This is a genomic window from Bordetella ansorpii (genome assembly GCF_900078315.1).
GTDB lineage: Bacteria > Pseudomonadota > Gammaproteobacteria > Burkholderiales > Burkholderiaceae_B > Bordetella > Bordetella ansorpii.
In genome coordinates, this window is the sequence record NZ_FKBS01000025.1 from 98,451 (window position 1) to 120,970 (window position 22,520).

A 22,520-nucleotide genomic window follows, 5' to 3' on the forward strand; every position below is an offset into this window, starting at 1 on the left:
TGCGCCAGCATGGCGTGTCGGCGCGGCCGGATCAGCGAACCCGCGGGGGCAGGCATTTCAGGCCACAATCGCAGTCCTCAGAGATGGAGACGCCAGCCTGCACCGTGTGATCGTAGCCGCCCGGACTGCGGAACTCGCCCTCGGCCCTTGGCATCGCCGTGCTTTGCGCAACGGCGAAATCTATGAGATCGGCGACCAGGTGGCAACCAGCAATCTGCCGAACTTCATGTTCGAACTCGGCGTAAGCCCACAAGGCCACGCAGGTATCCACCCCCACGAAATGGCGATACGCCATGTTGTAGCCGATGTTCTCGTACAGCATCTGGATTGATTGGATCGCGTGAGCAGCCTGCAGGCACAAGGCGCGGCACAACACCTGTGGATCGATTTTCAGGTTTAACTGCGCAGCCAGTTGCGTCAGCGTGTCGGCCCGATGGCTGTCCTGCAGCAGACGGTCCAGCCTGCCGCGCAAGATCATCAAGGGATGGGTATCCGATATGTATTCCAGGTACTGGCGCTCCCGCCACCACGTCTCGTGAGAGACAAGCCAGACCCATGGCTTGTGGCGGTTCTTCACCAGCAAAGGCCTATGCCTTGCGCGGGCTACACTCATTGACAAGGTGCGATCCAGATCAACCATGCTGATGGCGTTCATGCTTGGTTCTTTCATCGTGACCTCTCTTGGCGCACGGCGATCCTGTCGATCACCTCGCCTTAGCGATATGGCGGCCGCGGATGTGCGGGGCGCCTGAATTGCCACTACTGCCCTGAAAGCCGGCACGCCGGCTTTCAACGCCTCTGCGCTCTGCGCCAGGCCTTCTCCTTGCCCGCCTCGCGGGCCAGACATGCCAACATTCCTCGCTCGGTGCGCCGTTCCCGCCAGCTTCCCAGGGTCTCGTAGGTTTGACGCAACATGGTGTCGACGTTACGCACCGAGACGCTCAGCCAATCGGCCACCTCCTGGCGGGTTTTCTCATCAACCCGCAGTGCAAACAGCACACAGCCGTGCCGGTAGGGCAACTGCTGCAAGGCCTGCTCCAGATCGCGAGCATCCGCACGCGCCTGCACGATGGCGTCCGGACCAGGTGCCGGATCCACCATGGCCTGCAGCTCGCCTTCGGCGTCAACGGCATGGCGATCTTGCCGATCGCCCCGCATACGGTCGACAGCAAGGTGATAGGCCACTCGGAAGACATAGGCGGGGGGATCCCGCACGGGCTGCAGCGGCGACGTGGTCCCCAGTCGGATCCAGGTTTCATGCAGGCACTCCGTCGCCAGATCCTCGCAGCCCAGCCGACTGGCCAGGCTACGCCGCAGCGGCTCGTACTCATGAACCAGGCATGCGCGTAGTGCATGGGCTTGGTCGTCCGCCTCGAACGGACTTCCGTCGACGGAATCGAAAATATCGATGGATTCGCTGCAAGTCAGGACGTTGATGTCCATGAGGAATCATTCTCCAGGTTCGGCTGCTGCACGCGGTGAACAAGCGCCGCGAGTGCGTTCCACAGCGAGGACGACCTCGGGCTGAGTGCCCTTTCGCATCGGCACGCGACGCGAAAGGGGTTCGTCCGAGACGACGCTCGCACTCACCGGTCCTGCTTCAGCAGGCGCTGTTCCTCCGCGGTAAGGGTGCTTGCATCGACATTGGCGCCCAGGCCGACAACCCTCATAGGCAAGGACGCGTCGTACTGCGGTCGCGCACGTGTCTGTGGTCCGGGCGCGGGCGTGACGGCTGGCCTGTTGCCGGAGCCGGAATCGGATCCGTCCGGACCAAAACCCAGCACCTGCACCGAAATGATCGACGGCAGCGACTGGCGAGCCGCTCCCTGGCTCGCCCGCACGGCATCCTGTGCCGCGGAGGCTGCGCTCGTGGCTGCCGAGCTGGCGGCGGTCAAGGCACCGACATTGATTGCCGCGACGACCGGAACGCCTGCCGTGTCGCCCTGGGCCTGGATGTTGGCGGCATTGACGACCTGCAGCGCCGCGACGTTGACGTTGCCCGACGCACGGATGCCGGCCTCGCCCGCATCGATGGTGCCTTCAGGTGCAATCAAGTCGACGTCGCCGGCCGGCACGTCTGGAACCGGGGCTTGTACGGACACCCCCGCGCCCGTGGCAGGCACATTGGGAGATAGCGCCACGTTGCCTGACGCGTCATAGGTACGCAGCAAGGGCGTATAGACGACCGTGGTCTTGGCGCCTCGACCCGCGTTGATGTCGCCCTGCGCCGACCAGGCGGTGATGTCACCTCCGTAGGTCGTCATGATGCGCGACAGGCCCAGCAGGATGCTGCCCGACGAATAGAGCTGGATATTGCCCGAACCCTGGGTCACCAGACCTGCCGGCGCGACGTTCGTGCCCGTCACGGGAACGATGCCCTCCGCGCCGATCGTGGTCCGGCCCGCCGGCACCAGCAGTTGGATATCGCCGCCACCAATCGTGCGGATAGAGCCATTGCTTGCCGTGCCCTGGAACAGGGTCAGGTCGCCCGAGCGTGCGATGGCGCCGTACTGGCTGGCATAGGATGTGCCGTTGCCGTCCACGCCGGCCGGATCAAGGCCCGACTGGATGCGGGCGGCCATATCGTCGCCGGTGTCGTAGGTCGGGAACAACATGGCGATGGCCGTACGGCCACGCAGGTAGCTGCGGAACCGCGGACTGTCGATATCGTTGTACTCGCGGCCCCCCGCGCGCAACTCGGCGTAGTAGAGATTGCGCGCATAGACACGTTGCTGTTCAGCGGGCAGGCGCTGATAGAACGCACTGGCGTCCATGGTGGCCGCATCGAAGACGATGGGCTGGCCATTGTCCGCGAAGCGCAAGGGCGTCGCGGCATTGGAAAACCGCTGGCTCAGCCAATTGACCAGATGCAGTTGGCTGGCCTGCTGGTAATCGCGCTGCAGGTTGCGGCGCGGCGCGCTGGCGTCGGCGGCATTGGCGGCGTCCAGGCTCGCCTGGGCAGCCTGCAGGAAGGCCTGCGCGGCGTCGGGATCATCATCCGCTCCCGTATAGCCGTGGTTGGCGCGCAGCCAGGCCGCCAGGGTCAGCTCATCGCCATAGGTCTGCACGACCTTGCCCGGTTGGCTGGCCAGCGTTTGGCTGGGGTCGACCAGGTTGGCGGGGTTGATATAGTGCAGCGCGAAGCCCGTGTAATCCACCGAATCGACCCCGGTCCCCGCACTGGCCACGATGCTGGCGCCGCCGCTGCGGTCGCTCGACCCATTCAGCAAGCCCAGGCTGGTCAGCCGGCCCGTATTGCCCAGGTACAGGTTGCGTCCGGCGCCCGCCTCCAGCAACCCGGGCCCGGCGATGTCGACCACGGGATTGAGGATGTCGCGGCCGGCCGACAGCGTGGAAATATCCGTGGCGTTGTTGTTGAAGAACAGGCCATTGGGATTCACGATGTCCCGGCCTGCCTGCATGCGCACGGACTTGCTGGCAATGTACGCGGTCTGGCTGCCCGTCACCGTCGTGCCGACGGACACATTGACCAGATCGCCCGTGACGGCATAGATCCTGATGGGATCGGGGTCGTTCACATACGCGCTGCCTGCGATGGTGTTGAGGCCGAAAGCGTGCAGGATGTAGGGGTTACCGCCCACGGTGTTGGTTGAGAGCACCGTATTCGCGACAGCAGTCGAATAGGCAGTGAATGCAGGATGGAATGGCGTGGGAATGCTGGCCGGATCCGCACCGGACGGCAGCAACCTGAATTTTCCTCCATACACTGAATCGCCGGCGAGCAACTCGAGCGTACTTTGTCCCGTCAGGCTGGGCGCGAAGTACACCTCGTTCTGCCCCGCGCCAGCCAGGCCGGCATTAGCCATGTAATAGATGCTGCCCTGAGCCGAAACGGCCGAGAACTGAGCCGGATAGCTTTGATTGGCCCGCGAGGTGTTGCTGAGCGGAAACTGGTTCGTTTGAGAGGAATAGTGTTGCATCGTGAACGGCGTCAAATCACCGCCCGAGGCAAACAACTGCACCTGGGTGTTTCCTGTCCACAGCGAGTACCAGCTGACGCCTCCGCCCATCCGGGTCTGGTAGCGCAGATAGTTTCGCTGATCATAGCGGCCCGGGTCCCCCACCCCATCGAGCACCAGATCTCCACGGGTGGCGAGCGAGGCGACCGCATCGCCCACCACCACTTCAAGGCCGCCGGCCGAGATGGCGATGCTGGGCTTCAGCGGATCAACGGCACGCGAGTCAGCTGAATCCACCACGCCGTACAAAGGATCGACATAGCCGATGCTGCCTGCTCGCACGTCCAGATGACCACGCAGATTGGTTACCGTGCCGCTCAGGTCGCTGGCAATACTGCCGAGGATCAGCGGATTTCCGCCGGCGCTGGCGAAGACACCGGGATTGAGCGCACCGCCTACATCCAAGCGCAGGTCTCCGCCGCCAGTCATGACCAGGTCGCCATTGACGACTCGACCCGTGCTGCCGACGGCGACGTTCAGACCTTGACTGGAGCGGTCACTCAGACCAGTCGACCGCAGAACACCTGCGTCACCACCGACCCGCAAGTCGAGGTTCCCACCTCCTAGCGCGCCAATACCGGTGAATCCTTCGACGTTCACCCCCTTGGCCGAGGCAGCGGTTCCAGTCTGATACGGCACGTAGGTACCGAAATTGATCCACCACGCGGTCGCCAGGCCTACCTCATTGCCGCCTTGCCGCCACAGCCAGCTGCCCACATAGTTGCTGGACGCATAGGTCGGAACAGAGGTTCCTAACACCTGCCCCAGGAAGATACTGCCGGTCAAGTCGCCCTGCACGACCATCGACACGTTGCCACCCTGTTCGGGATACCAGGCAGCGTAGTTCGTACCCTTCACCAGATACTCATAGCGAGAGTCCGGCAAGATCGAATTCGTGCTGATGCTGCCGTTGTACCCCCGCGCCTGATTGAAGGCGTCCCGACCCCAGGCGTCTTTCAAGGCCGTGCCATCGTCACCCAGAATGGGCGACGCCTGAGTACCGGCGGTGTAGATGCCATATAGCGAGTTCTGGCTGAACGAACCACCGGCCAGCAGGTCCAGGTCGCCGGTGCCGGTGCGGACCACGCTGAAGATCGGCTTCTGGGTGCCGACCATGTAATGCAGGTCGGACAACGTCAGGTTGCCCTTGCCGCCCAATTGCGTCGCGGTTTGCAAGGCACGCCGGTCTGCCGACGCCAGATCGGCGCCGGCGCCCAGCCGAATGTCCCACGACAACGAACCCGCCGCCAGCATGGGGGCGACAGCCCAGACCTTTCCGCTGCGCAGGCCGGTCTGGTTGCCCTGGCTGTCGACCACAGCGAAGCTGCCATCGTCGGGCGTGACCGGCGGCGGCGCGAACCCGTCGTTGATGCTGCCACGGATGGCCAGGTCACCGCCCGCACGCAACGACAGCGCGCCGGGCTCGCCGGACCCGCGCCGGGACGTGACGGCGTTGGGGCCGTAGCGGTAGCCGGACAGGTCCAGGTCCCGGTCGACCGTGAGATTGCCGTTGGCCGTGGCGCTGCGTATCTCCACGCCGGGTCGCAGATGAAAGGCTTGCCCGTAGGATGTCAAACCGGCCAGCTTGGCTTGCAACCCGGCCGAAAGCACGCCGGCAGCCACATTGTTGCCATAGGCAACCTTGATGAACGCCTTGCTGTCCGCATCGATCTTGTCAAGATAGTCCTGATTGACGACCTGTCCGCCTTGCCCCGTGGGTGCGTTCGTGTAGTTGGCATAGCCATAGACCGCGATGCTGTCCGCGCCCAGGATCGTGAAGGGGCTGGCGACGGCGATGTCGAGATCGCCGCCCGTCGCGTTGGCAGGCGCGCCCGCGCCCGTCTGGCTGGCGGTGGTGCTGCCCAGCCTCGGCACATTCAGCACCACCGTACCGCGGCTGGCGCCATCGTTCTGGCCCACGCCGCTGCCCACCGCCACATCGGTGCCGGCGCGCAGGTCGATCGTCGCCTGCGGCAGCACGGTCAACGTGCCCGTGCCATCCGTGCCGGACGTCAGGTCGACGATGGCGCGATTGGCCGCGTCGATGATCTTGCCGTAGCTGTCCACGCGCAGGTCCGTACCATGCACATCGAGCACGGCGGTGCCGGCCAAGGTCAGGTTGTCTCGCGCGGCCAGGCGAATGACGCCCACCTGCCGGCCGCTGGCGTCGATCTTGCCATTGACGGTCAGGCTGCCGCCGTCGGCCGACACGATCACCTCGCGGGCCTTGATTTCGTTTCCGATGACGAGGTCGCCCTGCATCGTGCGGAACGACCGCGAGCCTGTCACTCCGCCGGCCGTCAGGCGCTGGTTGAGCCCGGAGAAATCATCGATGTGCTGCCCGGTCAAGGCAATGCCGCCGGCAGCGTAGGGCACCATCGTGCCACCCGCATCGTAGTCGCCCGTGGCGGTACCCAGGACCGTACCGGCCAGGGCGATGCGCCCGGCCGCCGCATCCTGGGCGGACACCGTCAACGTGCCGGCCTGATTGAAGCGGGCCGACAGGTCGATCGTCGACCCGGCCGCCTGCGCGACATTGCCGTGCGTGCTTTCCAGATGAACGTCCCCGCCCCAGCTGTACTTGGCTTGATCGACCAGAAGCACTTCCCGGCCCGCCACGTCCAGCCTCGCCTGGTCGCCCAGCAGGATGTCGCCGTCGGCCTGCACGTCCAGCTTGCCGCTGGCCAGGCCGATCTTGCCGCCCAGCGTCACGGTGCCGCCTTGCAGCGTCAGCGTGGCGCCCAGGGCGGCGTTGTCAGAGACGGCCGCATCAGCAGGGGTGGTCAGCACCAGCGCGTTACCGGCGACGAGGTGATTGATGGAGCCTGCCTCACCCGTCAGCAACGGGGTGATCAGGTTGAGATTGCCGCCGCTGTACTGTTGCACGCCGCCTACCACGGCGCCCAACGCCTGATGCACCGACACACGGCCCTGGCCGTTGGCGGTAATGCGATCCGTGGCGGTCAGATTCACGGTGCCAAAGCCCAGGACCAGGCGCTCCCGGTCCTCGCGTCCGGAGGGGGTCACGCCGTCGGCGTATCCGAACAGAATCCGGCCGGCCTCCAGGCTCAGCGTCCCCGCGCCCGTTCCCGGCCCTCCTGCACGCACCGCCGCCTGCTCGGGATCGGCAACACCGTTCCACACCAACGTATCGGTGGCAATCTTCGCCACGTCACCTACGGCGCCTTGCCCATAGATGGCCGGAGTATTGAACACCAATTGGCCCAGGCTGGACTTCCCCGTGGCGGGATCGAGCGTGCTGAGGTCGACCGTACCGAACAGGTTGACCGAGTCCTTGGCCGAGAAAATCAGGCGCTCCAGGGCGGGAGCACGTTGCTCTGGATCGCCTGCCAACAATCGGGTCAGCGTTGACTGCGACAACTGCATGCCAGCCGGCAGCGTGCCATTGGCGCGAGCCGCAGCCAGCGCAACCTCGGTGCCGATGTTCAGGCCGGTTACGGCCAGGGTCAGGTTACGTGTGCCAAAACGCGCCATATCACCGATAGCGGCATTATCGGACGAGAAGACGATGGAGCCTTCGGAATACAACTGCGCCAGGCCCGAGCAATCGGCCGTCCCACAGACGCCGACCCTGATCGTGCCGCCCCCCCCGCCGGTAGGCAGATCCAGCCAACCGTTGGACACCATGAGCATGCTGGGTGTGGAGCGGTAAATGTAGCCCTGGGACGAATCGTAGGGCGCGGCACCCTGATCGATGGTATCGATACGGGCCCCCTGCTCGACCGTGATGTCGCCATTGATCAATGCGACCTCGGCGGCCCGCAACGTCGCGTCGCCGCGCACCGTCACCGCGCCACTGTTCGACCCAGCACTCAGTCGGTTGTCGAGCACGCCCATATTGAAGCTGTAACCACTGATCCAACCGCCTATCGAGAGACGCGCGGCACCCAGCGCGTTCAAGTCGCCCGCCCGAACCGAGGCCCCGCCGAAGGCCTCTGTGGCGGCCTGTCCGACGATTTCCAGGCCTACGCCAGGTCCTTGCGTCAAGACAATGGCCTGACCAGCGTAGCCGTTCTCGGCGGGCGTGAAACGAACATCTCCATTGACGATCAATGCGGATGTCTGTTGACCGGCTCCGGCCGGGAACGTCAAGGCCAGGGCCTTGGCGTCTTCGGGCAGGATGGGGCGCGGCGTACCGGTACGCGCCATTTCGGCAATGATGAAATTGCGGTAGCTGGTCTCGTTGTATTGGCCATACTGGCGCAACACGTCCCCGGACGTGAGGGTGATCTGGCGCGGCAGGGCTGCCTGAACCTCCGTATTCGCAGTACTGGTGTTGCCCGAAACCAGCCAGGAGCCATTGCGCAACGCCGTGACCGGGGTGGCAGACGCCACATTGGAGCCCAACTCAACTCGGTAGGCACCGGGCAACAAGGCGTAGAAAGAGGGCAGCAAGGTATAAGTTCCCGCCGCAAGCCCCGGCACGCCAGCGCCGATGCTGATCTGCTGCCCCAGTTGCGGCAACGATCCTGTATAGCTATCGGACTGGTCCACAGGCGTGACCGGCGCATAGGCGTCCTGATAGCCGGGCACGATGGCGTAGACTGGATTGCTGGACAACGAGGGCAAGGAAAAGGCGCCGCTGTTCCTGTCGTAGCGCACCAGCGCATTCAACAGGGGATCCGTGGATCCGCCCCGGCCGCTGACGAAGGCGGCTCCCGTGAGCTCGCCGCCGCCAGACAGGTCCAGCACGGAGCTTTGATCGACCACGACCGATTTCGATTCGACGGCGATCCCCTGTGCGACGCCAGTGCTCAAGCCCCCATTCAAGCCCCCGACACCCGCCACGGAAATAGCCGAGCCGTTGTACAGGTAGCTCAGATCATCCGTCGTGCCGCCGTACGGAATGACCAGTCCATTTGCACTGACGGATGTCAGGCTGCCTGGCAGGAAATGCACGCTCTGAGTGGTATCGACCTGCCCCAGCACAATGCGTCCCAGAGGCGCGTGCAGCGTACCGCCCTGCTCGATGGTGCCCGCGCGGACATCCAGACGACCGAACACCGACATGGGTGCCTGATCGGTCGTCCCCGTACGCGTGAAGCGCACCACGCGTGTCGGATCCAGGCTTGTACGACCCAGCAGGCCAGCTATCACCAACGCATTCGCACCCGTGGTCGGATAAACGCGCGATGCCCCGAGTGTCAGATCGTATTGGGAAATCAACGCACTGGCAGCCTGGATGTCGGGAACGACGTAGGCGCTGGAGGAGGCCTGCGCATCCGGCGACAGGAACCGGATATCGCCACGGCTGTTGAGCGAGACTTGCGCGTATCCTCGCCGGTCGATCACCGTCGAGCCCGTATTCAGCATAACGGTTCCCGCCATACCGAAACGCACGACGTTCTGGATGTCCAGCAGGTCGCTATTCACCGTGAATGCCGCGGCGGCATCCTGCGTCGAGGGCGCCCAGGTGTTCAGGGTAGCGTTGGTCGATCCGTTCAATGTCGTCGCCGCCAGATTCGTACGGCCACTGAGCAACACATAGGGTGCGCTGAGCGCGACCTGCGCGCCAGCGGTGATGTTGCCGATGCTCCCCTGATACAGCTTGATGCTTTGCGCCATGCGCAGGTCGACATCGCCATCGAAGGTGATCAGGTCACGGGCGAACAGGGACACGCCGCCGAATCCGCCTGCGGCCACCTGATCCACGCCCAATCTGGCATAGCCGTAGCTCAACTCACGATCGGCCGGCACCGCCATGGTGTCGGGCGACAACGCCTGCTGCACGATCAGCAGCTCCGATGGCTTGCGCAGCGCGTCCGGCACGACCTGGCTCGTGTCGTACAGCGGCGTCTCCAGGCTCAGCGCCAAGGTGCCACCCGCGGCGCCCGCGCCGCCAGCCGCGGCACGCACCGTTCCGTTCAGATAGATACCGGCGTTTGAAAGGAGACTGATCGTGCCGCCGTTGCCGGCCACCTCGATCAGGCGTGCGGCCGAGCCGATGCCCGCGTCCAGCGCGGAAACGGCCATGGCGCTGCCCGAGGCATCCAGCGTGGCGCCGGGCTCGATAACGACGAACCCACCCGGCGCAGCATCCAGCGTGATGCTGCCGCCATCGCGCTGCGTACCGTAGACGCGCCCCAATGTGTCCTGCGCCGTCACCGCGCTACCTGCGACATCGAGTACCGCACCGGCATGCACTCGGATGGAATGCGCGGATGTCACGTTGTAGGGTTGGATAACGGGGTCCTGCCGGGGGGTCAGCGCCGGAGCGACCTCGATGCGGCCACCTGGCGCCACTACCGTTCCGTACAGATCGACCTGCCTGTCCGCCTGCAAGGAAATGGATTGACCCGGATCGACCTGCACCTTGGCGCCACTGCCGACCGACAGTGTGCCCCCCTCTGCCACCAGGGTCAGGCTGCTGCCCGAACGCTGCGACAGCACGCCCTTGGCCGGGACGTCCAGGAACACCGGCGGCGTCCACTTCTCCAGCGCGGCAGCAGGATCGTCATCGGTCAGGACGTTGGCAGCGTTTTGGCCGGCACGCAACACAGGCTTGACAATATCCAGCGTGGAATCGCCCTTGACCACAATCCCCTTGTAGCTCTTCACCGAGTACGAAGCGAAGCCCGCCTGGAAGAGACGGGTATCCAGAATCTGGATAGGCGTGACGGCCACGGCCTGAGAAAAGACCGCGCCCGCCGATATGACCGTGCCCGCCGCGAAATCGACGTCCACAGGCGCCACTTGCCCGGCCTTGAGGGTTACGGTGGTGGGCGAGATGGGGAAGCCGGTCGGGAAGACATTGCCTTCGACGACATAGTTCGTCGGGAAGTTCTGGGCATTGCTCATCACAACAATGGTGGCATTGGCAGGGATTGTTCTCTGAGCAATCGTCGAATTAGGACCGATGCTAGTGCGAGTAACCTGCCTCCCCGTTATGGGGTCCAGATACGCGAGCGAGTAGGTACGCGAGGTGGACGTCGAAATAGGCAAAATCCATTCCGCCGCCAACACGATGCGATTCGTATTGTTGATGAGCGGAGGGCCGCCCAGAGCCTCGCCCGGCAGCGCTCGACTTCTGCTGTAGGAATAATCCCCAGGCAATATCTCGCCCGCCCGTACAGTAAATCCTTCCAGCGCCGTCAGGTCCACCGGCGCCACCTCACCCGCCTGCAAAATGCCAGCCTGATCGAGAATTTCGCCGCCAATACCGACCGCCCTGCCGGACTCGATGGACAAGCGACCCGCTCCGGAGACTCCATATCCCTGGATATCTCCTGCCAGCAGCAGATCGCCCATGCCAGCCAGCGTGACACTGCCGCCCGCTCCGCCTTGCAGGGTCTTGTCCGCCAGCATCGCGGCGCCCGAGGACACGTCGATGCGGCTGCCCTCGCCCAGAGAGACGGTGCCGCTGGTGCGCAGCGAAACCGTTCCGCCATCGATGAAGGGCAGAAGATGGCGATCCAGGGGATCTTGAAACAGATTGGTCCACAGGCCCCGCGCGTCCAGCATGACGCCCGGCGCCAGGGAGACGCGGACCACCGTGGCCGGATCGACCGGGGTCACACCCTCGGCCAGCGAACCAGGCAAGAGATTGCCCAACTGGATGGAACCGCTACGCGCGGTCAACGAGGCATTGACGTCGATCTGCGGCGCTCGCACGGCGATCTCGCCCCCCGGCGTGACTTCCAGGGCGCCGTCGATCCGAACCGTCTCTTTCGCCGCCACCAGCAGGCTGCCCAAGGCAACCCCGTTAAGCGCGTTGCTGTTCAGGTAAAGCGCGTTGCGGCGCTCTTCGGGCAACTCCGCGGCAAGATCCAGCCCGCTGGCGATGTCCTGGACCAGGTCTCCGATGACGACGTGGTTCGCGGTGGGCACGAAATCCGCACCCAGCGTTGCCCCGGGGACTCGCCCGGGGTTATACCGCCCCAGGATGAGTTGCGCATGCCGCGCCAGCGCTGTCTGTGATTGTCCATAGCCGTCAACGCCAGCCTGCGGCGCGTCGATCTGGCGGTCGCCCTGGAAAGTTTCGTTGATAAGCTGGCCTTCGAGCACCGCGGTGGTGGTGCCCACCAGCAGGCGGCCTGCGTCGCGCCCGACGGTATAACCGCTTTCGAAGCGGCGTTGCGGGGCGATCAAGGGGTTGCGGTAATAGCGCGTGGCAGACTCGCCCCAGCGTGCGTGCGTGTCTTCGTATCCCTGGTACAACCCGGAATAAAGCAGGTCGCCAGGAGCGCGGGACACTTCGTAGAGGCGGCCATCGGCGCCGCGCAGCCACGTCATGTTGATGTAGCCGCTTTGCACGTCCAGCGTGCCGCCCGACAGGTTGATGCGCGAACCGCTTTGCGTGACCAGTTCGCTACCGGCGAAGTTGACGCTTCCGCCTTGCGCCAACCACTCTCCGACGCTGTGGCCCACGGTCTCGGCATAGCCGCTCACCTCGAGCAGGCCGCCGACGGTATACAGCCGGTCGGTCTTGTAGCCCAGCGGGTTGGTCTTCTCGTCGTAATCCGCCTTGACTGTGACCAGAAAGCGGCGGTCGACCCAGACATCGCTGCTGTTCAGCGCACCGCTTTCGCGGTTGACCGGCGCATCGCGCTGCTCGTTGCCCTGCACGTTGACCAGCAGGTTGTTGGCTTCCATGGCCACGCGCACACCCACCGCGCCGGACACGTCCAGGTCGGCGCCGTCGCGTACCAATGACCGCCGTGCGGCATGCACCGCGATCTGGCCACCCGTGGCAAGCGTGAGCGACCCCCCCTCGAAATCCACCGTGCCGCCCGAGACGATCTCCACGCGCGACAGATTGGACTGATCACCCAGCCGGCCCAGATTGTCGAAAGCGCGGCCCGACGCGCTCTCGGGACGGTCGGCATCGGCAGTACTGGAAGACAGCGCACGCCATTGCGCATCGAGTGCCGTCGCGGCATTCTCGTCCGCCAGGACCGCCGTCGTGCTGCCTTGCGACACCGTGACGCTGCCGGCCGTGTCGCTGATGGAGTTGAGCAGATGAACAGTGCCCCGGGCGTTGACGTCGGTGGTGGCGACGGCCACGCCCTGCTGCGTGATGGTGCGGCCGGTGAGCGTGATGTCGCCGGTGCGGGCGAGCATCAGGCCCGAGTTGGACACGGCGCCTGCCAAGCTGCCTGTGTTGACACGGCCCGCGACCTCGTTGCCTCGCGTCGTGGACAACTGGTTTTCCTCGCTGCCATAGCCGCGGCGGATGATGAAACTGTCACCCGCCGCCAGCAACGCCTGGCCATTGGGCGTCTCGATCTGTCCGGCGTTGCGGACCTCGCGGCCAAGCATCAGCACGTACCCGCCACCTCGGGTGCTGGTATCGGCCATGTTGGTGGATATCTGCGCTCCCGATGCCACAGTGACGTCGCCCGTGGCGTTGCTGGCTCGCCCTGCGGATGTCAGGTCGTTGCCGAAGCTGGGCGTGAAAGTGCGCGAGCCCGAACTGCCTGATGCGTCGCTGTAGATGCCTTTGCCGAACTGCGCATCCGTCATGTCGACCGCGGCCGCCACCAGATTGCGCACGTTTACTTGGCTGGAACCGCTGAACACGATGCCATTGCGGTTGACCACCATGACGGTGCCATCGCCGCGGACCTGACCCTGGATCTGGCTGGGACGTTGTTGAGGATCGGTCACACGGTTCAACACGGACCAGTCCGCCTGCTGCTGGAACTGCACCGTGGTGTCGCGTCCAACGTTGAAGGTGTCCCAATTCAGGATGGCCTTGTCAGACGTCTGGTTGATTGCGACCGTCGTTTTGCCGGCCTCCCGGATCTCCTGGGGCCGATCGGCGCCAGACCAAGCCAGGGCATTCCCCGCGGCATCCTTGTCCCACAATCCGCCGGGCACATAGCCATCGGGTGCAGAGGACTCGCCCTGGGCGGCGGCGCGCGCGGCCTGCTGGGCCGCCTGTTGGGCGGCAATGGCCGACGCCGTGCGGCCAAGCGTGTCCAGCGAACGCTGTAGCTGCTGACGCGACTGCTGCTGTTGCTGTTGCGTGCTGCGGCCAGGAATGCCTGTGACGGGACGGAATGCGCCGTTGCTGGCGCCTTCCTTGCCCGCTCCGGAACGGGCGAACCAAGCTCCATTGGCCGCATCGGCTGGCGCATGCAAGCCCAGGCCACCTATTGCCAGGGCCAACGCGATGGCCGCCGACAACGGCGCCGGCCGGAAAATACGTTCATCCGTCAGGATCTTGAATTGGTTTTGCTTGCCGCTGTTCACGCGCGTGATCATGTGCCGTTCCCACAGAACTTGGTCGTGCCGAACGGATGACCCGCCTCGCTTCGAGCGTCCGTCCCCAAACGAAAGTGCGTCGCAGGCCCAGGCCGCGACGCTAAGTGCTTCCGATGCGGCTATGACGGATTGGAACGCCCCAAATCCGCAAACGTTTTTTATGAAGATTATGTTTCTTGTTACACGGAGGGGCCGCCGCACGATGACAGCTAAGACGCCCCTTCGGGCCGCACAGACAGGCTCAGCTGAGCACCAGGAGGCCGCCCGGCAAACGCCGGGCCTCGAGATGAAACGTACGCTCCAGCTGAACCAGGGCAGAGTCCAGCGATGCGATGGCGAAGCGGCCGCTGACCGGCATGCGGCCCGCCGCCTCGTCGAGCAGCAAAACCTGCCCGGAACGGTAGCGATTGATCTCGTCGATCACACTGGACAGCCGCGTCTGGCGAAATACCAGTTCACCATGACGCCAGGCCGAGGCCTCCTCGGCATCGACCGACGCCACGCCGCTCATGGCACGATCGTCGTAGATCATCTGCTGTCCCGCCTGCAGCAAACGCGTTCCCGCAGGATGGCGAACCATCACTCGCCCATCGAGGCAGGTCACGCATGCTTTACCATTTAGGTAGCGGACTTCGAAGCGCCCTGAATCGGTCTCGCTTCGAGCCACACCGGCCTGCACACGGAACGCCGCGCCGGATGGCGGCAGGTCGATGGCCGCCTCGCCGGAAATCAGCTCGATGCCGGCCACCGCCGAATTGCCGGACTGGTTTCGAATACTGGTGCGCGTATTGAGCACGACACGGACATCCGCCGATAGCGAAAGCGTGCGCTGCTCGCCGGTCGCGGTTCGAAAGTCGGCATCCCACTCCCGCATCGATGGCCACAATCCCGCAGGCGGACGGACCATCGCCACGGCGGTGGCGGCCACGGCGCCGGTCGCGGCGACCAGCAGCAATCTGCGCTGGGGACGAACCCCACGCAGCGTCTGCATGTGAAAGCTGGCTGCCTCGGGGTTGGTGCGCAGCATCTCGGCCACGCCAGGCGCCAGGGCGTCCCAACGCTGCTTGACGGCGCGAAACGCGGCTTGGTGCTCGGGGCTGGTATGCAACCAACGCTTGAACGCCTCGGCGTGCCACGGCGACACGTCGCCCAGCGATAAGGTGCGCAACCAGACCCGTGCTTCTTTCTGAAGCGCGGCGGACGGTTGGGCGCCAGGGCCGGAGGCAAAAGGTTGGTTCATGTCGATATCAGTCGTTGCGTGCCGCGGCGGCCCTGGGCTTCATGCCCAGGCCTGACGTGGTGCGCCGATGGTACTAAGACGGATTTACCCCCCTCAGTCCCGCAAATTATTTTTTGCGAATCGCAAAAAAACGCAATGTCGGGCGGTTGCGCGCACCGATACCGGTCAGCCATGGATCCCCATCCGCTTGTCCAGATACTCGTGGGCACGCTGCAGATCCAGCTCGACGGTACGCAGTGATACGCCCAGGCGCTTGGCCACCTCTTTCTGCGGCAAGCCCTCCCATCGCACCAGAACAATGACTTCACGTTGCCGCTCGGGCAGACGATTCAGCCAGCCCGTGAGTTCCGCCAAGTCAGACCGGTCCGACGCCAACTGTGCCGGCCCCGGCGCGGTATCCGCCAAGTCGAACAGTTCGTTCACTTCCTCCAGCGACAGCGCTTGACCCTGGCGGCGCTGGATGTCCACCGCAGCGTGAGCGGCCATGCGCACCAGGTACGCGCCCGGGCTTTGGATGACCGTCGCCGACTTGTCCTGCGTCTTCAGGCGCAACCACGTATCTTGCAGGGCATCGCCCGCCAGATCCGAATTGCGCAGCAGTCTACCAAGGCGCAGCTTCAGGTCGCCATAGCGTCGGGTAAGGTAGTCGAGAAGCAAGGCCGAAGCGTCGGACATGCTCAGGGCTCCCTGGAAGCACAACGCGTGGAGACCCCATCCGATGTGCTCTCATCGGGCAGGATCAGCATCGTCACGGGTTGCGGCATACCCTGGGGCGGCGGTTCGCTCAGGCTGACGCGCTCGGCGGCGACGCGAACCGCCCGATCGCGATCCATATCGCCGGTGGAGCCCAGCAGCCGCACGCGGCGCACCGATCCAGATCGGTCCACCTCGAAACGCAGCAACACGCGGTAGTTGCCGGGGCGAGCGAGGCGATCGCCGCACAATGCGCCCCAAAGATACGATTGCAGCAGACCGACGTAGCTGGCGAACGCCGAGGCCCCGGCTGGCTTGGCACGATGGCTATCGACCGGCGCCAACACGAATGCGTCGGTCGGCCCCGTGCTGGAGATGTCCGCTCTCAGGCCCGTCCCTTCGAGCAACAGCATCAGGCCGGCCTCGGGGCTGTAACGGCCGCGCACCTGCGATGAGATACGCCCCGCCACCATGTCGCTGCTGAACAAGGCTGGCCGATTGGTGAGCATGGCGTAGCGGTCTAGTGCCTGCACCAGTGGCAGAGCTGGTATGTCGAAATCGTAGCGAAGGCTGGCCGCATCCCGGCCACTGGCAAAGCCGTCCGGCGCGGCCTGCGTCAACGGGGCCGCCATGCCGCACAGAGCCGAGAATACGGCTCTGCAACAGCTCATCCTGAGAAAATGGCCGCGAGGCATGCGCGAAGCATAAGCCGATATCCGCCGAGTGTTCGTTCGAATATATAGCCGGGGTATTTAGCGGCATCAAGGAGAACGCGGCGCGGCAGCAAGACGGCAAACTCCCGGACGGAAAGCGCGCATCGTCGCACCTCAATATGACAATATGGTTACTGTCACTTGGTTCATATTGCCGATACTTTACGGAGATCGCCCGCCGCCAATCCAAATTGAAATGCCGCGCTCGCTTTCCTGCAAAAACAGCCCCAAGCAAGTGGAAAATGGCATCTCAATTATTGAAACTTCAGTAATACCGCAGCCGTGTGCGGCGCCTGCCCTGGGCATAAGCGGCGCCGTTCACGGACATCGCGGAAGGCACGCTTGCGCGCGATGCGTGCATCGGACGGCGGGGCATCGGATCATCGGCCGCGGCGGAACCCGGATCCTCGGACCCGGCGCCAAGTGCGGAAGCCGGCGCGACGATGACAGCGGCCACCGCTGCCGTGTCCGCCCGGGCCGCGATGGCCTCTGCGGCCCGCGCCTTCCAGGCATCCAGCAGCGCATTATCGACGAAGAATTTCGTTTCCACGTGCGAAACGCGCTCGTGCAGGCCGACCGTTGTCTCGACCAGTGCCAGCATGGCGGGCATCGACATCATGGCCTTCATATCACGTTCGAATTCGGCATAAGGCCACAAGGGCGCGCATGCATCCACGCCGACGAACCTGCGAAAGACCATGTTGTAGCCAATATTGTCGTATAGCACGCGGGGTTCGGGGATCGCGTACAGCACCTGCAACACCAGTGCACGGCACAACAATTGTGGACCGATCCCGAGGTTCAGGCTTACCGCGGCCTGGCAAAGCGCTTCGGCATGTTGGGATAGATGCCGATCCGCCAGATCGCGCAACGACACCAGGGGATGCGAATCCGGGATGTAATCCAGGCATTGCCGATCCCGAATCCAGACATCATGGGAGACGATCCAGATCCACGGCGCATGCCGGTTGGTGACCAGCAAGGGCTTGTCCCTGGCCCGCGCCACATTCCGTGCGGTAGCGCGGTCCAGTTCGACCAAGCTGACGCTATCTCTGTCTGCCTCTTTCATTTTTTCCCTCGCGGTATAAGCGGCAGGCGGCCCAGGCTTTTACTGCTGACCGGCGTTTCATCAGTGGCGCCGAAGATCATGCCTGGACCGCGGGTGCATCGCGAACGAGGTACGAACGAATACTGTCCGAACTCGTCGCCACCCGTACGTATCACTCTATTCAGCGCAACGTAACTCTGCAAATTCGTTTTTTCGTCATCTCAATAAGTTTGACGACAAGACTTCGGTGTCCTTTGGCGCACGTCCACTCTGTAGCGGTCGAGCACAACCGAAATTCGCGCAACAAAAAATTCACGTAGTGCAATCTGCCTTCCCATATTCTGTTACGAACACACGCAGTTCAGATAGGTTGTCACCCCCCATGCAAGATGGTCCTGCCCAGAGTGACCGGCGAGAAGGTACGAATGATTTGAACGGAGCACCCGCTTCGTCACCGCGGATATACGGCGATCCGCGGATCACGCTGGATCAACTGCGGGCTTTCGTCGCCATCGCCGATTCCGGGAATTTTCATCTGGCGGCACAATCGCTGCATCGCTCGCAGCCAGCCATCACGCACAAGCTGAAACAGCTCGAGCAGGTCCTGGGCACGACGCTGGTGTCGCGGCGCAAGGGCCGCGTGATGAACATCACGGAAAGCGGCGTGCGCTTCCTGATGGCCATTCGCGAAAGTCTCCAGCAAGTGGACCTTGCCGTCGAGGCGCTACGTGAATCGAAGCTGCATGGACAAGTCCGTGTCGGCGCGCCCGCCGACACCATCGCCAAGGTGGCATCCGCGCTGGCCGTCGCGCTCACAGGCCCTTATCACTCCCTGGAAGTGCCGGTCACGGCGGGCGTGTCCAATCATCTGCTGCGCGAGTTCGAAGCGCATCGGCTAGACGTCGTGTTGTTCAAGTCCCCCGAGAGCGCCTCGCCCCCGGTCCCCTGCAGACGCCTGAGTGTGGAACCGATGCACTGGGTGGCATCGCACGAGTGGCGGCCAAAGGCTTCCGACCCTGTACCTCTGGTCACCTTCTATGAAGGCTGCGCCCATCGGGAAACGGCCATCGACGCACTCGTGCATGCCGGCCGGAAATGGCGCTTGTCGTGCATGGCCGGCGAGCTGGGTAACGTCCGCGCCGCCGTGCTCGCCGGACTGGGCGTGGCCGCGCTGGCGCAAAGCGAAATACCGCCGGGCTGCCAGGTGCTGGACGGACAGGGCTTGCCCGCCCTGCCTCGCATGCAACTGTCCATCGCCATGCATGCCCATGACACCCTGTACGCACAAGTTGCCGATCTGCTTGCCCAAAGCTGGCGCGGCGCGGCCCCAGCCAGGCAAGCCGCGCCGCTGGCGGCCGGCTGACGCTCGGGGATCAGTCGGCGGTTGCCGGCACGATGCCGCGCTCAGGAAGTACGGGAAGCACGGGCATGGGCAAGCGCACCGCCTTGCCCTCCTGGTCCAGCACCACGGCATCGACATCGATGCGATCGAGCACGACCGATTGCGCCAGGCTCTCGCCGACGGCATAGGCCCTGGGGGGACTGCCATTGACGGACAACACCGCACCGCTGTTCGCGCCAGCAATGAGGGCGCCGACCACCTTGACGTCGACCTTCTGCGGACCGGGCGCCAGCCATTGCGCAATACCATCCACCTGCCCGTCGTCCGCCGGCTTCACCACGGCTACGGCCGGCGCGGGCTGGGGCAGCGGAGCGGCCAGCCTGTAGCCCCAGAGACCCAGGGCGCCGATGGTCAGTGCGATGCCCAACGCGCTGGCCAACGACGGCACGGACATCGACATACCAGTTCCAAGGCGAGCATTCATGGGAATATCCATAAGTCGTATGCAGGGCTACGCCACCGCGGCATGCTTGAAGGAAAACACCCGTCTTTCATTCACACAACGATCACCCAGCCGCCCTACGATAAATTCCCATTGTTCGGAAAAGGCCGGTTCGATGACCTCGTTTGCGCCAGCCCCAGGTAAGCGCCGGCCCATCCAACTCGGGTTCACGTTGATCGAAGTGCTCGTGGTACTGGTGATCGTCGGCATTGCCACGACAACAGTAGGCCTGAGTATCGGGGCCGATCCGTCGCGCGGCTTGCGCCAGGATGCCCGCCGTCTGGCGAACCTGTTCATGATCGCACAGAATGAAGTCCATATCGACGGCAGAGTGATTGCGTGGCAAGCCGATGAATCCGGCTACCGCTTCGTCCGCGGTGTCTGGGTCGATGGCGCGACGGTGCCCCAGGTTTCGACCTTGGCCGGACTGGACGACTTCTCGCGCAACGACGCGCTGCGTCCTCGCCAATGGCAATCGGGCAACGTGCGGGTACTGCCAGCGGGGCCGGTGGTGCTGAACGACGAATGGTTCCAGGCCCCCTGGGAACTGACTTTGGTGGAGGGCCAAAGCCGCGTGGTGCTGCGCCGCGGGCCAACCGGCCAGTTCCAGGTCGAATAGGTGTTGCGCACATGAACATCGGCCGTTATCCACGCACGGTAGCACCGCGTTCGAAGCGCCGCGGCGACGTGGCACGGGCGCAGGCCGGCTTCTCGTTGATCGAAGTGCTGGTCGCACTGGCCATCGTGGGCTTCGCCCTGGCGGCCGCGGCGAGGGCGACGGGCATGCTTGCCGGCACCAACGGCTCGTTGCGCGATCGCTCCCTGGCGCTGATCTCCGCGAAGAACCGCATGACCGAACTACAGGTGGACACGGCCGCGCCGCCCAGCGGCACGGCACGCACGCCCTGTCCTCAGGGCCCGCTTTCGCTTACCTGCGAAACCCGGGTCAGCATGGCGCAAGGCGGATCACGCGTGGTGACGATAGAAGTCTATCGAACGGACGAGCCGCAACGCACGCTGGCCTCGCTGCGCAGCGTCATCGAACCCCCGGGATGAACTGGCGATGGCATCATTCAAGATCAGAAGACGCGAACGCGGATTCACGCTCATCGAAGTCATGGTGGCCATGCTGATCATGGGCATCATTTCCTTGCTGTCATGGCGTGCGCTGGACAGCACCACGCGAGCGGGCGACCACCTGAACCGCGCTACCGAACAGACGCTCGCGCTGGTCCATACCTTCGACCAGATCGAACGCGACGTCGCGTGGCGAACGACCATCGAAGTGCCGCCAGATCTGGCCAGGGCCGGCGCCTCCAACTCCGCCCTGTCGATCACCCCTTCCATCTCGATTCAACGAGGTTCGCAAGGCGCATCGCGCATCGACATCATCCGCGCCTCGACTGCACCAGGCCACTGGCAACGTGTGCAGTGGTGGCGTTCGGGTTCGACGCTGTATCGTTCCGCAGGCGTTGCTGCCTCTGCGTACCCCCTGCCCGTGGCAGCCGCGTCCACCCCTGTCGCCGCCATGCAGGAAGTGGCCGGCTTCGACGTGCGCGGCCTGCAGACGGGACGTGGGTGGGTGGCGCTGCCAGGATCCGTCGATGCGTCGAAGATCGTTGCGCTGGAGATCACCATCACGCAGGGCTCTCCCTCGCAACCGATACGCTATCGCCGCGTGCTGGCGCTCGACTGATTCTCCAATCACGGCCTTGGGCAGCCGGCGCAATCACCTGAGGTTCTGTCAAATTGGCGATATGAAAGATGGCTTAACATTGCCACGCTTGTCATCCCGGCGGCACCATAAGCCATATCTGCCCGCCTCCAGCCAGACCATGCGTAACCATGTCTCGTGGCGAGCAGAAAAAGGGGTGGCTCTGACGACAGGATCGTGCATGCGAGTGCGTGGAAGTGCCTGCTTCAGATAACGCGCCAAAGGCGAATCACCATCGGCCACTCTCCAATCGTAGAGTCCACCATTTTTGATTCTACGCGGAGATTTATTTCTCTTGCGTGACAAAAAGACCGAGAGTCGCCTCGCCACCCGTTATCCGCACGTTGATCGTCGGAAGCCCTGCCTTTCTCTGGTAGGGCCGGACTGTCCGGGAACGCTGCCGCAGGCCGAAAGCCCTGTCGCCACCGGCCCCATATCCTCCGTGCACGCTCGTCGCGCACGGCCGAAATTTCTATTGCCCAGACCAACGTATCACCGCCGGAAACCTCCGGATATTGCTCCATGCAATTGACACGCGCGCCTGTGACCATGAGGTCTTTCGATGCAACACGGGAGCGCTTGTCATGCGTGGTCGCTGCTTTCCTGCCGATGCGGTGCGTGCCGCGGGTCTTGCGCCACGCGCGCAGCAGGGTTTTACGCTCATCGAGATCATGGTGGTCGTGGTCATCATGGGCATCCTGGCCGCGCTGGTCGTGCCTCGCGTGCTGGATCGCCCCGATCAGGCCAGAGCGGTAGCTGCCCGGCAGGACGTCAGCGCGTTGATGCAGGCGCTCAAGCTGTACCGGCTGGATCAGGGCCGCTACCCGAGCGAATCCCAGGGGCTGAAAGCATTGGCCGAAAAACCGGCCACGGGCGCGAACAATTGGCACACCTACCTGGACCGCCTCCCAAACGATCCCTGGGGAAAGCCGTATCAGTACCTGAATCCAGGCTCGCATAGCGAGATCGACGTGTTTTCCTTCGGCGCGGACGGCCAGCCCGGCGGCGAGGGCGCCGACGCCGACATCGGATCCTGGCAACTGTAGACCGACGACACGAGC

13 protein-coding genes are annotated in these 22,520 nt (G+C 64.2%); 5 read left to right on the forward strand and 8 right to left on the reverse strand.

Annotated features, from left to right (window positions below):
* Positions 1 to 31: 31 nt before the first annotated feature.
* From A7W11_RS18120 to A7W11_RS18150, 7 genes are all read right to left on the reverse strand, one after another.
* Positions 32 to 655, reverse strand: a complete 624-nt coding sequence (locus tag A7W11_RS18120; RefSeq protein ID WP_066416556.1) for a transposase — start codon at positions 653 to 655, stop codon at positions 32 to 34.
* Positions 656 to 789: 134 nt separating this feature from the next.
* Positions 790 to 1,443, reverse strand: coding sequence for an RNA polymerase sigma factor (locus tag A7W11_RS18125; RefSeq protein WP_066416559.1), 654 nt, complete (start codon positions 1,441 to 1,443; stop codon positions 790 to 792).
* Between the two features lie 143 nt (positions 1,444 to 1,586).
* On the reverse strand, positions 1,587 to 14,207 hold the full coding sequence (locus A7W11_RS18130) for a filamentous haemagglutinin family protein (RefSeq protein WP_066416562.1): 12,621 nt from the start codon (positions 14,205 to 14,207) through the stop codon (positions 1,587 to 1,589).
* A 241-nt stretch (positions 14,208 to 14,448) separates the two neighbouring features.
* Entirely contained in the window at positions 14,449 to 15,447 is a 999-nt protein-coding gene (locus A7W11_RS18135; protein ID WP_066416565.1) for a FecR family protein, read from the reverse strand.
* Positions 15,448 to 15,612: 165 nt separating this feature from the next.
* Complete coding sequence (locus A7W11_RS18140; protein ID WP_066416567.1) at positions 15,613 to 16,122, reverse strand: RNA polymerase sigma factor; 510 nt, start codon at positions 16,120 to 16,122, stop codon at positions 15,613 to 15,615.
* 2 nt (positions 16,123 to 16,124) lie between these two features.
* Positions 16,125 to 16,772 (reverse strand): TonB family protein, encoded by a 648-nt coding sequence (locus A7W11_RS18145; protein WP_066416569.1) that lies wholly within the window; start codon positions 16,770 to 16,772, stop codon positions 16,125 to 16,127.
* Between the two features lie 346 nt (positions 16,773 to 17,118).
* Entirely contained in the window at positions 17,119 to 17,892 is a 774-nt protein-coding gene (locus A7W11_RS18150; RefSeq protein ID WP_066416572.1) for a transposase, read from the reverse strand.
* 391 nt (positions 17,893 to 18,283) lie between these two features.
* Between A7W11_RS18150 and A7W11_RS18155 the strand changes: the two genes are divergently transcribed.
* Positions 18,284 to 19,264 (forward strand): LysR family transcriptional regulator, encoded by a 981-nt coding sequence (locus A7W11_RS18155; protein ID WP_082887337.1) that lies wholly within the window; start codon positions 18,284 to 18,286, stop codon positions 19,262 to 19,264.
* A 10-nt stretch (positions 19,265 to 19,274) separates the two neighbouring features.
* Here the strand turns inward: A7W11_RS18155 and A7W11_RS18160 are convergent, their stop codons facing one another.
* Complete coding sequence (locus A7W11_RS18160; protein ID WP_156523141.1) at positions 19,275 to 19,727, reverse strand: type II secretion system protein N; 453 nt, start codon at positions 19,725 to 19,727, stop codon at positions 19,275 to 19,277.
* A gap of 133 nt (positions 19,728 to 19,860) precedes the next feature.
* Between A7W11_RS18160 and A7W11_RS18165 the strand changes: the two genes are divergently transcribed.
* The 4 genes from A7W11_RS18165 (at position 19,861) to gspG (ending at position 22,505) form a co-directional block, all read left to right on the forward strand.
* Positions 19,861 to 20,364 carry a prepilin-type N-terminal cleavage/methylation domain-containing protein gene (locus A7W11_RS18165; protein ID WP_066416590.1) on the forward strand — a complete coding sequence of 168 codons (504 nt, stop codon included), beginning with the start codon at positions 19,861 to 19,863 and terminating at the stop codon, positions 20,362 to 20,364.
* Positions 20,365 to 20,375: 11 nt separating this feature from the next.
* The gene (gene gspI / locus A7W11_RS18170) at positions 20,376 to 20,801 is read left to right on the forward strand and encodes a type II secretion system minor pseudopilin GspI (protein ID WP_082887338.1); all 426 of its coding nucleotides are present in this window, start codon (positions 20,376 to 20,378) and stop codon (positions 20,799 to 20,801) included.
* A gap of 7 nt (positions 20,802 to 20,808) precedes the next feature.
* Positions 20,809 to 21,441, forward strand: coding sequence for a PulJ/GspJ family protein (locus tag A7W11_RS18175; protein WP_066416592.1), 633 nt, complete (start codon positions 20,809 to 20,811; stop codon positions 21,439 to 21,441).
* A gap of 602 nt (positions 21,442 to 22,043) precedes the next feature.
* Positions 22,044 to 22,505 carry a type II secretion system major pseudopilin GspG gene (gene gspG / locus A7W11_RS18180; RefSeq protein ID WP_066416594.1) on the forward strand — a complete coding sequence of 154 codons (462 nt, stop codon included), beginning with the start codon at positions 22,044 to 22,046 and terminating at the stop codon, positions 22,503 to 22,505.
* Positions 22,506 to 22,520: the final 15 nt, after the last annotated feature.